Source organism: Patiriisocius sp. Uisw_017 (assembly GCF_047731265.1).
Lineage (GTDB): Bacteria > Bacteroidota > Bacteroidia > Flavobacteriales > Flavobacteriaceae > Patiriisocius.
In genome coordinates this window covers 3356710-3370968 of the sequence record NZ_CP159835.1, presented here as the reverse complement: position 1 = coordinate 3370968, position 14259 = coordinate 3356710, and the positions used below count along the sequence as shown (strand labels likewise).

Below are 14259 nucleotides of genomic sequence, written 5' to 3'. Positions count from 1 at the left end.
ACAAACTAAAAATTCAAAATAAAACAACAAACTAGCCCGCTTCGCCGCTGCTTGCCACCACTGAGGAACTAAAGGGGGAGTCCTAATAATACTAAAATTATGTAATCCGCAGGTTGGCGGAAAGTTGATTTAGATAGTAATTTAAATAAAATTTAAAACAGTTTATCCGACATTCTGAAGTGGGATTTCTTAAGAATAAATCAAGAATAAAAATGAGTAGTACAATAATAAAAACCAATTTCAATTTCCCTGGACAAAAAAAGGTCTATCATGGAAAAGTAAGATCTGTATACACTTTAGAGAATAACCTATTATTAATGGTAGCTACAGATAGATTAAGTGCTTTTGATGTGGTGATGCCTAAGGGGATCCCATATAAAGGACAAATCCTTAACCAGATTGCTACAAAAATGATGCGCGACACCCAAGATTTGGTTCCAAATTGGCTTATCGCGACACCAGATCCTAACGTTGCAATTGGAGAAGCGTGTAATCCTTATAAAGTTGAAATGGTTATTAGGGGTTATATGAGTGGTCATGCGGCAAGAGAATATAAGGCTGGAAAACGGATTTTGTGCGGCGTTGAAATGCCAGAGGGGATGAAAGAAAACGACAAATTTCCCGAGCCAATTATCACTCCTGCTACGAAAGCAGAAATGGGAGATCACGATGAAGACATTTCTAGAGAAGAAATTTTGAAACGCGGAATTGTAGCACAAGAAGATTATTTGGTTTTAGAAGATTATACAAGGAAATTGTTTCAACGAGGAAGCGAAATTGCTGCAAGTCGAGGATTGATTTTGGTAGATACGAAGTACGAATTCGGAAAAACTAAAAACGGAAAAATTGTATTAATAGACGAGATACACACGCCAGATTCTTCACGATATTTTTATACAGAAGGATATGAGAAACGTCAAAAAAATAATGAATCTCAAAAACAATTATCAAAAGAGTTTGTACGCCAGTGGCTTATTGCTAACGATTTTCAAGGATTAGAAGGACAAACCACACCTTTTATGAGTGATGCATACATCAAAACTGTTTCAGAACGCTATATCGAATTATATGAAAACATCACAGGTGAAAAATTTGTCAAAGCAGATGTTTCGAATATAAGCTCAAGAATTGAAGAAAACGTTGCTGCCTATTTTAAAGTTTGAAAACCAAAGATTCTTTTTAAAACCCAAATGATTGTACATAGCCAATACTAAATTCAGTAAAATCTGCTTGACCCATATTTGCATTTAAATGAGCACCAATAAAGATGTTTTGTTTCGGTTTTTCTGAAGTGCCAATTAAATAATACCTAAGTCCCATTCTTATATTAATAGCCTGTTTAAATTTATATTTTGAATTAAACTTTCCAAGCACCCAATTTTCTGGAATTTCTTGTGGTGTTTGAAACCAGCCTGCATTTATACGCCTATCAATTTTATAACCAGGTTTAAAAATATTGTATCCTAATTTTAAATCTATACCGAAATGATTCAGGAAAAATTCGCCATTCACATAAACTGCTAGATTTGATGCATTGTAAAAAGGATTTTCCTTGAAGGATGCAAATTCTCTTCCGTCTTGTACTAAAGATTCATTTTGCTGTATATAGTCGTAATAGTGTTGGTACAATCTATAAAAAACTCCAACTCCTATTTTAAAGTTGTTGTTATAAACTTTACCATATTCAAACTCAACGGTGTAAACAGGTTTGTTTTTATTGAAAGCATAGCCAAGCGCATTAAGGCCTTGCCCATATCTAAGACTCCAATAATGATAAGCGCTTTTCTTAAATTGAAGTGCAGAGGATTCGTTTTCAATGGGTTCATTTTCCGCAGCGTGTATTGCTGCTGATAACCCTAATAAAAATGAATTATATCCTTGGTTATCTAATTTAGTGTGACCATTAGAGTGATGAGAGTAGCCAAGGCCTAAGCGCAAATCTATGCGTTTAGTTTTTAGGAAATTATAGTGTAGATATGCTCTAAAGGCCCAAGTTACATCTGTTGTAACGGCTCGATTATTTGGATTGGTAATAGGATCATATTTTTTATTAAAATAAGACGCACCTAGGCCTATATTAGTAGTAAAACGATTTGAACCAAAAGATTTAAACCCTACATAAGGCATCACAGTAATAGCGATACCTAAACTATCTAAATTCCCAAAATCTGAAATACCAAACGAAACTCCTGTCTCTGGACCATCATATCGCTGTGCCCATTCTTGCGGGTTATTATTGTGATTCCTCCCTAGACTTAGAATAAATTGTTTTTGCAACCCCATTTCAGGAAAGTATATGTTAGAGGGTGCCGTGTAACCAACTAAGATTTCCGGCGTAATTGTAAAAGAGCCTTTTTTCCAATCAGAATTATCTTGACTAAATATTATTACAGGAAGTAGCCCTATTAAAAAGTATATTATTTTTTTCATTTGAATCTGCAAATAAAGACATATCCTTTCTATTTTAAAATTTAAATTACTTTTACCTAACAATTTTTAAAATTAAACCTTGTGTTTCAAACTCTGGAAGATTTATTTTCTCAAATGGCATCTATAGCTTGGGGATTACCACTACTCATTTTGTTAATAGGTGGTGGGATATATTTAATGATTAGCGTTAGGTTCCTTCCTTTTAGACATTTAGGACACGCAGTAGCTGTGCTACGAGGAAAATATGATGATGAGAATGATACAGGAGAAATAAGTCATTTTGCAGCTTTAATGACTGCGCTATCTGCGACCATTGGAATGGGGAATATTTCGGGTGTTGCTGTTGCAATTGCAATAGGGGGGCCTGGCGCGGTTTTCTGGATGTGGGTAAGTGCAGTGATTGGAATGAGTACAAAATATTTCACCGCTACACTCGCTCTACTTTACAGAGGCACCGATGATAATGGAGATTTACAAGGAGGTCCTATGTACGTGATTCGGGAGGGTTTGGGTAAACGGTGGTATTTTTTAGCGGTGTTTTTTAGTATTGCTGGTTTATTTGGAGCATTGCCAGTATTTAATGTGAATCAATTTACCCAGGCATTAAACGATATTATCATTATTCCTTCAGGTCTTTATACTGGATTTAAAAGTAATTTGATCGTAGGAATTGTTTTGACAATTTGCACAGGCGCTGTTATTCTTGGAGGATTATCACGAATAAGTAAAACAACAAGTAAACTGGTGCCAGCAATGGTGGCTCTTTATTTAGTATTAGTTTTAGTGATTTTAGGAGTTCATATAGAAGAAGTGCCCCGGTATTTTAAATTAATTTTTACAGATGCTTTTTCGGCAAATTTTTATAAAGGAGATTCATTTATGGGTGGCGTAGTGGGCGGCCTTATTTTACTAGGCATAAGACGAGGAGCTTTTTCTAATGAAGCTGGTATTGGCACAGCTCCAATGGCACATGGAGCGGCAAAAACAAACGAACCCGTGAGAGAAGGACTCGTTGCGATGTTGGGACCCGCTATTGACACACTTTTAATTTGCACCTTAACAGCACTTGCCATATTGGTGACTGGCGTTTGGCAATCATCTAATGCAAACGGAGTGAGTTTAACCGTTACTGCTTTTGAAGCTGGCATATCAAACTATGGGAAATATGCCTTGATGCTGTGTATTGCGGTGTTTAGTATTTCTTCGCTGTTCTCTTATGCATATTACGGTACAAAGTGTATGTCCTTTTTATTTGGAACTAAGAACAAGGGATACTATACTTATATATATATGGTGAGTATATTGTTAGGGGCAACTACATCTTTAAGCCTGATGATAAACTTAATAGATACATTTTTTGCACTCATGGCAATCCCTACTATGTTTAGTGCAATACTACTCGCACCAAAAGTTTTAGAAGTAAGTAAAAAATATTTTAGAAATTTGAAAAAATAATAAGGTCTAGAAGGACGCTTTTAGGAACTCGTTAAGTTCTTTTGTGAATTTTTCAGCGCCTTGAGGGTTTAGATGATTGTGGTTCCTAAAATCTGTAGGATTATAGTTAAGGGTATCTTCTTCTTTTCTAAAGATTTTAACCCCCGCATACCTTTTCCCAATGAGATCCAAAATGCTATCTCTTCGTATTAAAACACTTGGTTCTCTTGTTTTTAAGTAGTTTTTTTCTAATGGCATTGTGCAAATAACTACTTGTAAATTTTCATTAAGAACGTTTTCTATCATAGAAAGGAAATAGGGAACATTATAATCAAAGACCCGCAAATTCTCCATGCCGCTAAGTTCAATAGGCAGTTGATCTATCGCATCTTGATTATAGTTTAGATTCTTAAAAATGAATCCATAATTGAGCGAGTCATAGCCATATTTGTTAAAACCACTAAAATCTTTCTTTTTGATATAATAATCGGTTAGCTGTTTAGAAAATAAACGCGGGCTTGAAATATAAATTAACTTGTCTTTAAAGTAAGTAGCACGATTAAAGGCATTCACCTCAAAATATTTTAAATACACATTATTTTTCCAAAAGTCTGCTCCATTATGAGGTATTTCTAAATGAGCGTACGATAACTCAAAAACCACTGTTTTTAGTTTGGGCATTTTATGTAAAGTCTGAGTAAATATGGCATTGTCAAGATCGTGATGTTGAGATTTAGAGGCAAAAGAGATGGAAGGTTGGTCAAAATATACCGGATTTAAGCCGGTATCTACTTGTGAAGAACCAAATACAGCAATCTCAATAGAATCTTTTTCAGTTTCAAAATACGCACTTCTGTTTATATAACTAGCAGGAATATTCAATACTAGAAGTTCAATAATAATGAAAAGCAGTACTACCGGGAAAAGAATAATCCCGCCCGTAACAAAAACCGTAACTGGGTTTCTTTAAAATTGAAAATAGATAAATTGCTCTTTGGGTCCGGCATATTGAATAATTAAAAAAATGAGCGTATAATAAATTACCCAACGCACAGGTTTATTTAAATGTCGTTGTAATTTGAGTAATGGAAAAGGTTTAAGTCTTGTCATTATTTCAGCGATCATTAAGATTGGAATAACTAGAATCTTAGCTCCAATAATAAGAGAAAAATTATCTGAGGGAATAAAACTCCATATTCTTTCAATGATATGAAATCCACTTTGAATATCGGCTGCCCTAAAAAATATCCCTGAGAATATAATTATAAAACTTGTGTAAATTAAATTAACTAAAAAAGGAGCGTTATTCAATCCTATTGCCAGTGAATATGATCTTTTACCTATGGTAACCCGTATCCTTTCTAAAGCTATGAAAACTGCCTGAATAAAACCAAACATGACAAAGGTCCAGTTTGCTCCATGCCATAGTCCTATGAGCATCATGGTGATGAATAGCGCAACACTCTTCATTGCATAGCTTCTGCTTGTGTTCTTTACTATTGGTCCATATACATAATCTGTAAACCATTTTGTTAAGGTAATATGCCAACGTTGCCAGTAGTCTGCTACTGTTTTTGCTAGATAAGGCACATCAAAGTTTTTACTCAGTTTAAAACCAAATAGTTTTGCGGTACCAATAGCAACATCGCTGTATCCAGAAAAATCACAATATATTTGAAAGAAGAATAGGGTAGAGGCATACAATAACGATAAGCTTCCAAAATCATCTGGACTAGCATAAATAGCATTCACTGCAATGGCTACATTATCTGCGACCACCATTTTCTTAAAGAGCCCCCATAATATTTGACGTAGTCCATCTTTTGATTGTTCAAGATCAAAAACACGGTCTTTTTTAAATTGAGGTAATAGCGATCGCGCGCGTTCAATAGGTCCTGCAACCAGTTGTGGGAAGAAGCTTACAAAGCATAAAAATTCTAATAGGTTTTTTGTAGGTTTTATTCGTTCTCGATATACATCAATCGTGTAACTCATGGTTTGGAAAGTATAAAAACTAAGTCCTACAGGGATAATAACATTCCAAAAAATATACTGATTAGAATATATATCATCATAAAAAAGCGAAGTAAAATTGTCAACAAAGAAACCGTAGTATTTAAAAACAAAAAGAACGCCTAAATTCCATGTAATACTGAGCCATAAGAATGTTTTTTTCGTAATTTTTGATGAAGTGCTTTGTATTTGTAGTGCTGCACCATAATCAATTAAAGAACTAGCGAGGAGTAATCCCAAAAATCGCCAATCCCAAATTCCGTAGAAAAAATAACTTCCCGCTAATAACAAGGCATTTTGGTATACACGATTTTTATTGCCTAAAGCCCAATATATCAGGTATATTGTGATAAGAAAGAGGCCAAAATCAAATGAGTTAAAAAGCATATGTTTCTTTGAAGGTGCTAATATAAAAAAAAAGACTCCCGATTGGGAGGCTTTTTTCTCAATCTATTAGAAATATAAACAGCTATTTAATTCCTAGTAAAAACAAGTTTATATTATACAAATAAGTTCAAAACATAAAACCTTCTAAATAATTTTAGAGGGTTTTATAACAATGAAAGTAGGGTTACTTATTTAGTCAAAATAACTAAAAGTTTCACCATCTTCTATGTTCAATAAAGACTCATAAATTAGTTTGATAACATTCTCCACATCTTCACGGTGTACCATTTCAACTGTAGTATGCATGTATCTGAGTGGTAGCGAAATTAATGCGGAAGCAACGCCACTTCCGCTATACGCAAAAGCGTCAGTATCAGTCCCCGTTGCACGAGATAGTGCTGCACGCTGAAAAGGTATGTTGTTTTTCTCTGCAGTTTCAGTAATAAGATCTCGCAATTTTTGTTGTACCGCTGGAGCATAAGCAATCACTGGACCTTTTCCAATTTCGGCACGGCCTTGTTTTTTCATGTCAATCATTGGAGTAGAAGTATCGTGCGTTACATCGGTAACGATTGCTACGTTAGGTTTAATACGTTCAGCAATCATTTGTGCGCCTCGGAGTCCAATTTCTTCTTGAACACTATTTGTTATATAAAGACCAAAAGGCAACTCTTTTTTGTTTTCCTTTAAAAGTCTAGCTACTTCAGCAATCATAAAACCTCCCATACGATTATCTAAAGCTCTACAAACAAACTTATCGCCATTTAAAATATGAAATTCATCTGGATAGGTAATTACACAACCTACATGGACTCCCATCTTTTCAACTTCTTCTTTATCGATGGCTCCTATGTCAATAAAGATATTGTCTGGTTTTGGAGCTTCTTCTTTCGCTTTGCTACGGGTATGTATCGCAGGCCAACCAAAAACACCTTTTACGATTCCTTTGTTAGTGTGGATGTTTACGATTTTAGAAGGAGCAATTTGATGGTCACTACCACCGTTTCTTATTACATACAATAATCCATCGTCACTTATATAGTTAACGTACCAAGAAATTTCATCTGCATGTCCTTCTATAACAACTTTGTATTTAGCTTTTGGATTAATAACAGCTACGGCGGTTCCGTAGGTGTCTGTAATAAATTCATCTGCATATGGTTTTAAATACTCCATCCATAATTTTTGACCGTCCCATTCATATCCAGTTGGAGCTGCGTTGTTTAAGTATTTTTCAAGAAATTGGAGTGATTTTTTATTCAGAATCGATTTTGCCATAGTTGTTTTATTATTTATAATAGGAATTCAAAATTAGCGAAATAATAGGATTTGACGTGCCGATTTTGTTATTTTTGGAACGATTTTAGATTTGATATTTATAAAGAATACCCTAAATGAAATTTCATAGTTTCCTTTTTACTATTACAGTGGCCTTATTAGCGCTCCCCTTGCTGGCTCAAACTACTATAGAATATCCTTCAAAAGACAAAGATAGTGCCAACTCCTTTTATTATGTAATTGAAGGCGATACGATACCTCGTGAATATATAGACTTAGAAGAAGTTGTATTGCTGAATAAATTAAAATTCAACAACAAGCAAGACCGAAGGCGTTATCTTATACTAAGGCGAAAGACTAGAAAAGTATATCCCTATGCCAAACTAGCTTCTGAAAGACTCACAACAATGACGGGAAGGTTAAAAACAATTACTAAGAAAAGAGATCGCAGGCGATATACAAAACGAATCCAAAAGTATATTGAAGGAGAGTTTTCTGAAAAGCTTAAAAAATTAACCAGAACCGAAGGACAAATATTAGTAAAGCTTATTCATAGGCAAACAGGAAGAACAGCTTTTGAATTGGTCAAAGAACTCCGCACTGGTTGGCGAGCATTCTGGTACAATACTACAGCAAGCCTTTTTAACATCTCTATAAAAGAAGAATACAAACCCTTTGAAGTAGAGGAGGACTATTTAATTGAAGATATATTAGAACGATCTTTCCAAGCGGAAATATTAAAAAGACAATCTCCAGCATTCCCAATAGACTATTTTGAACTGTCATCTCATTGGGATAAAATCACTAAAAAATAATTTTTCTAAAAGCACTTGTGTAGTTAGTTAGAAAGCAGTACTTTAGTAGTTCGCTCTTTTATTTTAAGGCAATCACTTTTCTTAACGCGATTTTCTAAAATGATGTTTTACAATTGTTTTTAATAAACTTGATCCTTTGAAATAAGGTGCGTTTTGGATGCGTTAGTATTTGATTTAAAATAATAGCTATTATTTTTAAAGTCTAAATGTTATGTTTTCAAGGGTTTGAAAAGTAGTTTGAATTTATTTAAAAAAAAGTTCATTTTTTGTTTGGCGCATAGATTTAAACAGTAGTATATTTGCAGCCGCTAAGAAAACGAAACGTATTTGTTTTTAGCTTTAAAATAAAGTTCTTAAATTTTTTTGAAATATTTTTCTTTTATAGTTGTGAGATTGTAAAAACGGTTTTACATTTGCAGCCGCTAAGAAAAGTAGTTCATTTAAAAGAGTTGATTTGGTAATTAATAATAACGGTTCGATTCCGTTACAGCGACAAATTTAGTTATTCATAATTTAAGTTATGTTCCGGCTAATCCCTATATGGGGGAGTTCATTGAGATATTGAAATTGACAGCGTATTTGACATTGTAATTTATTACAATTGTTTTATACAAATTAAACTAAACTAAGTTGAGAACCTGAGAATTTTTTTTGAGAGGGCTTTTAGTTGTTATAAATTTTATTTAAGATTATACAATGAAGAGTTTGATCCTGGCTCAGGATGAACGCTAGCGGCAGGCTTAACACATGCAAGTCGAGGGGTAACAGAGGTGCTTGCACTTGCTGACGACCGGCGCACGGGTGCGTAACGCGTATACAATCTACCTTGTACTATTGGATAGCCCAGAGAAATTTGGATTAATACAATATAGTATCATATTACGGCATCGTATTTATGATTAAAGGTTACGGTACAAGATGAGTATGCGTCCTATTAGTTAGTTGGTAAGGTAACGGCTTACCAAGACATCGATAGGTAGGGGCCCTGAGAGGGGGATCCCCCACACTGGTACTGAGACACGGACCAGACTCCTACGGGAGGCAGCAGTGAGGAATATTGGACAATGGAGGAGACTCTGATCCAGCCATGCCGCGTGCAGGAAGACTGCCCTATGGGTTGTAAACTGCTTTTATACAGGAAGAAACACTCCCTCGTGAGGGAGCTTGACGGTACTGTAAGAATAAGGACCGGCTAACTCCGTGCCAGCAGCCGCGGTAATACGGAGGGTCCGAGCGTTATCCGGAATTATTGGGTTTAAAGGGTCCGTAGGCGGGTAGCTAAGTCAGTGGTGAAAGTTTGCAGCTCAACTGTAAAATTGCCATTGAAACTGGTTGTCTTGAATTAATGTGAAGTGGTTAGAATAAGTAGTGTAGCGGTGAAATGCATAGATATTACTTAGAATACCAATTGCGAAGGCAGATCACTAACATTATATTGACGCTGATGGACGAAAGCGTGGGGAGCGAACAGGATTAGATACCCTGGTAGTCCACGCCGTAAACGATGGATACTAGCTGTTCGGAATTTATTCTGAGTGGCTAAGCGAAAGTGATAAGTATCCCACCTGGGGAGTACGTTCGCAAGAATGAAACTCAAAGGAATTGACGGGGGCCCGCACAAGCGGTGGAGCATGTGGTTTAATTCGATGATACGCGAGGAACCTTACCAGGGCTTAAATGTAGTCTGACAGGAGTGGAAACACTTTTTTCTTCGGACAGATTACAAGGTGCTGCATGGTTGTCGTCAGCTCGTGCCGTGAGGTGTCAGGTTAAGTCCTATAACGAGCGCAACCCCTGTTGTTAGTTGCCAGCGAGTAATGTCGGGAACTCTAACAAGACTGCCGGTGCAAACCGCGAGGAAGGTGGGGATGACGTCAAATCATCACGGCCCTTACGTCCTGGGCCACACACGTGCTACAATGGTAGGTACAGAGAGCAGCCACTGGGTGACCAGGAGCGAATCTTCAAAACCTATCTCAGTTCGGATCGGAGTCTGCAACTCGACTCCGTGAAGCTGGAATCGCTAGTAATCGGATATCAGCCATGATCCGGTGAATACGTTCCCGGGCCTTGTACACACCGCCCGTCAAGCCATGGAAGCTGGGGGTACCTGAAGTCGGTCACCGCAAGGAGCCGCCTAGGGTAAAACTGGTAACTAGGGCTAAGTCGTAACAAGGTAGCCGTACCGGAAGGTGCGGCTGGAACACCTCCTTTCTAGAGCAAGTAGTTATTAATTTAGCTATCTAGCAAAGACGACAAGAGTACCTTTATTATAATTAAGGAAGGTAATTAGCTTGGTTTAGCTGTCAATTTTATATTATTAAAGAAGAGATTCAGGAAACAAGAAACAAGGAGCAGGACAACTAGTCTTGAATCGTGTTTCCCTAAAAGTCTTGAGTCTATTTAAAAACAGTCTCATAGCTCAGCTGGTTAGAGCGCTACACTGATAATGTAGAGGTCGGCAGTTCGAGTCTGCCTGAGACTACTTTAAAAAGAGTATGCGATCTGCAATATGCAGATGGCTTAGATGTTTAAAATGTATTTTTTAGGAAATACCACGTTCATTACATATTGAAGGAAATTTTAGAAGTTGGGATGCCTATCCTTTTTGGAATTTGGAATTTTATATTTTTATAATTTCACTTTTAAAAAATGGGGGATTAGCTCAGCTGGCTAGAGCGCCTGCCTTGCACGCAGGAGGTCATCGGTTCGACTCCGATATTCTCCACAATTCTTTTAGATATAGGAATTGATAGGTACCAAAACAACCAAGGATACTACACAGTAAAATCAGTTTTTGTTACCATCGATTTTGTATTGTTTGAGAAGAAAAACGTTCATTGACATATTGAGAATAAGAATACGAGAAAAGCAAATTAAAGTAAAAGTCTTTAATTGTTGTTTACAACAATTGGAGCAAATTGAATAACTCATTAAGAGCAAAAAAGTACAATAAGCAAATTAAGAGCGTATGGGGAATGCCTAGGCTCTCAGAGGCGAAGAAGGACGCGATAAGCTGCGATAAGCTTCGGGGACAAGCACATATTGATTGATCCGAAGATTTCCGAATGGGGCAACCCACTATATTGAAGATATAGTATCCGCAAGGAGGCAAACCCGGAGAACTGAAACATCTAAGTACCCGGAGGAAGAGAAAACAAAAGTGATTGCGCTAGTAGCGGCGAGCGAACGCGCAATAGCCCAAACCAATGTTGTTACGGCAATATTGGGGTTGTAGGACCACGACATTAGAAGCAGGATGAACTAGAACACTTTGGAAAGAGTGGCCATAGACGGTGATAGCCCGGTATAGGTAAAGAATGTGAATATAGTGGTATCCTGAGTAGTGCGGGGCACGTGAAACCCTGTATGAATCCGGCGGGACCATCCGCCAAGGCTAAATACTCCTGAGAGACCGATAGTGAACTAGTACCGTGAGGGAAAGGTGAAAAGAACCCTGAATAAGGGAGTGAAATAGATCCTGAAACCATACGCTTACAAGCGGTCGGAGCGGCTTTACGCTGTGACGGCGTGCCTTTTGCATAATGAGCCTACGAGTTACTGTTGTTAGCAAGGTTAAGAACTTAAGGTTCGGAGCCGTAGCGAAAGCGAGTCTGAATAGGGCGCCATAGTTAGCAGTAGTAGACGCGAAACCGTGTGATCTACCCTTGGGCAGGTTGAAGCTGTGGTAACACATAGTGGAGGACCGAACCCGTTGACGTTGAAAAGTCTTGGGATGACCTGAGGGTAGGGGTGAAAGGCCAATCAAACTCGGAAATAGCTCGTACTCCCCGAAATGCATTTAGGTGCAGCGTTGATATTAGTTTTATAGAGGTAGAGCTACTGATTGGATGCGGGGGCTTCACCGCCTACCAATTCCTGACAAACTCCGAATGCTATAAAATATGATCAGCAGTGAGGGCATGGGTGCTAAGGTCCATGTCCGAGAGGGAAAGAACCCAGACCATCAGCTAAGGTCCCAAAATGTATGTTAAGTTGAATAAACGAGGTTGGATTGCACAGACAGCTAGGATGTTGGCTTGGAAGCAGCCATTCATTTAAAGAGTGCGTAACAGCTCACTAGTCGAGCGATCCGGCATGGATAATAATCGGGCATAAACATACTACCGAAGCTATGGACTTAATTTATTAAGTGGTAGGGGAGCATTCTATTTGTGTTGAAGGTGAGTCGTAAGGCCTGCTGGAACGGATAGAAAAGAAAATGTAGGCATAAGTAACGATAATGCGGGCGAGAAACCCGCACTCCGAAAGACTAAGGTTTCCTCAGCTATGCTAATCAGCTGAGGGTTAGTCGGGACCTAACGCGAACCCGAAAGGGGTAGTGGATGGACAACAGGTTAATATTCCTGTACCTGCTCACACTAAAAGTGACGGATTTGAATATTTGGTGCGTGCTGACGGAATAGCACGTTGAAGGGAGCGGTGACGCCCCGATAGTACACTAAGACTACGGTCGCGGTGATAATCCAGAGAATCAAGTTCCAAGAAAAGCGAGTGAAGCAGCCCGTACCCTAAACCGACACAGGTGGTTGGGATGAGAATTCTAAGGAGCTCGAGAGATTCATGGCTAAGGAACTAGGCAAAATCGACCCGTAACTTCGGGAGAAGGGTCGCCCTCAATTTATTGAGGGCCGCAGTGAAGAGGTCCAGGCGACTGTTTATCAAAAACACAGGGCTCTGCGAAATCGAAAGATGAAGTATAGGGCCTGACACCTGCCCGGTGCTGGAAGGTTAAGAGGAGATGTTAGCTTCGGCGAAGCATTGAATTGAAGCCCCAGTAAACGGCGGCCGTAACTATAACGGTCCTAAGGTAGCGAAATTCCTTGTCGGGTAAGTTCCGACCTGCACGAATGGTGTAACGATCTGGACACTGTCTCAGCCATGAGCTCGGTGAAATTGTAGTAACGGTGAAGATGCCGTTTACCCGCTGTGGGACGAAAAGACCCCGTGAACCTTTACTATAGCTTAGTATTGGTTCTGGACAAGCAATGTGTAGGATAGGTGGGAGACTTCGAAGCCGCGTCGCCAGGCGTGGTGGAGTCACTGTTGAAATACCACCCTTTGCTTGTTTAGAGCCTAACCCGTTTAATACGGGGACAGTGCTTGGTGGGTAGTTTGACTGGGGTGGTCGCCTCCAAAAGAGTAACGGAGGCTTCTAAAGGTTCCCTCAATACGGTTGGCAATCGTGTGTAGAGTGCAATGGCATAAGGGAGCTTGACTGAGAGACCTACAAGTCGATCAGGTACGAAAGTAGAGCATAGTGATCCGGTGGTTCCGCATGGAAGGGCCATCGCTCAAAGGATAAAAGGTACTCCGGGGATAACAGGCTGATCTCCCCCAAGAGCTCATATCGACGGGGGGGTTTGGCACCTCGATGTCGGCTCGTCACATCCTGGGGCTGGAGAAGGTCCCAAGGGTTGGGCTGTTCGCCCATTAAAGTGGCACGCGAGCTGGGTTCAGAACGTCGTGAGACAGTTCGGTCTCTATCTACAGTGGGCGTAAGAAATTTGAGTGGATCTGACTCTAGTACGAGAGGACCGAGTTGGACTGACCGCTGGTGTACCAGTTGTTCCGCCAGGAGCATTGCTGGGTAGCTACGTCGGGAAGGGATAAGCGCTGAAAGCATATAAGCGCGAAACCTACCACAAGATGAGATTTCTTTAAAGGGCCGTGGGAGACTACCACGTTGATAGGTCATAGGTGTAAGGGCAGTAATGTCTGTAGCCGAGTGATACTAATAGCCCATAAGCTTATGTACGACGCTTTCCTCCTGAGCAATCGGGAGGAAGCTAACTCTTATTAAGTCATTCAAATACTTTATTTTTAATTCTTCTATTCTTACTCAATATGTTAAGTTATTTCCCTACGGCTAGTAGGGTGA

7 protein-coding genes, 2 tRNA genes and 2 rRNA genes are annotated in these 14259 nt (G+C 38.8%); 7 read left to right on the top strand and 4 right to left on the bottom strand.

Translation table 11 applies throughout. The annotated features are described in order from the left end of the window. The first annotated feature begins 212 nt into the window (after positions 1 to 212). Positions 213 to 1163: a phosphoribosylaminoimidazolesuccinocarboxamide synthase gene (locus ABXT67_RS15275; protein WP_415374893.1), complete on the top strand. Its 951-nt coding sequence runs from the start codon at positions 213 to 215 to the stop codon at positions 1161 to 1163. Positions 1164 to 1179: 16 nt separating this feature from the next. On the opposite strand, the gene ABXT67_RS15270 is transcribed toward ABXT67_RS15275, so the two are convergent. Continuing rightward, positions 1180 to 2430: an acyloxyacyl hydrolase gene (locus ABXT67_RS15270; RefSeq protein ID WP_415374892.1), complete on the bottom strand. Its 1251-nt coding sequence runs from the start codon at positions 2428 to 2430 to the stop codon at positions 1180 to 1182. A 114-nt stretch (positions 2431 to 2544) separates the two neighbouring features. On the opposite strand from ABXT67_RS15270, the gene ABXT67_RS15265 reads away from it, so the two are divergent. Then, the gene (locus ABXT67_RS15265; RefSeq protein ID WP_415377011.1) at positions 2545 to 3885 is read left to right on the top strand and encodes an alanine/glycine:cation symporter family protein; all 1341 of its coding nucleotides are present in this window, start codon (positions 2545 to 2547) and stop codon (positions 3883 to 3885) included. A gap of 6 nt (positions 3886 to 3891) precedes the next feature. On the opposite strand, the gene ABXT67_RS15260 is transcribed toward ABXT67_RS15265, so the two are convergent. The 3 genes from ABXT67_RS15260 to ABXT67_RS15250 form a co-directional block, all read right to left on the bottom strand. After that, complete coding sequence (locus ABXT67_RS15260) at positions 3892 to 4746, bottom strand: hypothetical protein (RefSeq protein ID WP_415374891.1); 855 nt, start codon at positions 4744 to 4746, stop codon at positions 3892 to 3894. Between the two features lie 84 nt (positions 4747 to 4830). Further along, complete coding sequence (locus tag ABXT67_RS15255) at positions 4831 to 6264, bottom strand: MBOAT family O-acyltransferase (RefSeq protein ID WP_415374890.1); 1434 nt, start codon at positions 6262 to 6264, stop codon at positions 4831 to 4833. A 192-nt stretch (positions 6265 to 6456) separates the two neighbouring features. After that, complete coding sequence (locus ABXT67_RS15250) at positions 6457 to 7542, bottom strand: M42 family metallopeptidase (protein ID WP_415374889.1); 1086 nt, start codon at positions 7540 to 7542, stop codon at positions 6457 to 6459. A gap of 116 nt (positions 7543 to 7658) precedes the next feature. Between ABXT67_RS15250 and ABXT67_RS15245 the strand changes: the two genes are divergently transcribed. The 5 genes from ABXT67_RS15245 (at position 7659) to ABXT67_RS15225 (ending at position 14136) form a co-directional block, all read left to right on the top strand. Then, positions 7659 to 8357 carry a DUF4294 domain-containing protein gene (locus ABXT67_RS15245; RefSeq protein ID WP_415374888.1) on the top strand — a complete coding sequence of 233 codons (699 nt, stop codon included), beginning with the start codon at positions 7659 to 7661 and terminating at the stop codon, positions 8355 to 8357. Positions 8358 to 9050: 693 nt separating this feature from the next. After that, positions 9051 to 10571: ribosomal RNA gene (locus tag ABXT67_RS15240) — 16S ribosomal RNA — on the top strand. 197 nt (positions 10572 to 10768) lie between these two features. After that, a tRNA-Ile gene (locus ABXT67_RS15235) sits at positions 10769 to 10842 on the top strand. Between the two features lie 169 nt (positions 10843 to 11011). Further along, positions 11012 to 11085, top strand: a tRNA-Ala gene (locus ABXT67_RS15230). Positions 11086 to 11307: 222 nt separating this feature from the next. Further along, positions 11308 to 14136, top strand: a 23S ribosomal RNA gene (locus tag ABXT67_RS15225). Together the 16S and 23S rRNA genes with 2 tRNA genes alongside form the textbook arrangement of a ribosomal RNA operon. Positions 14137 to 14259 lie beyond the last annotated feature (123 nt).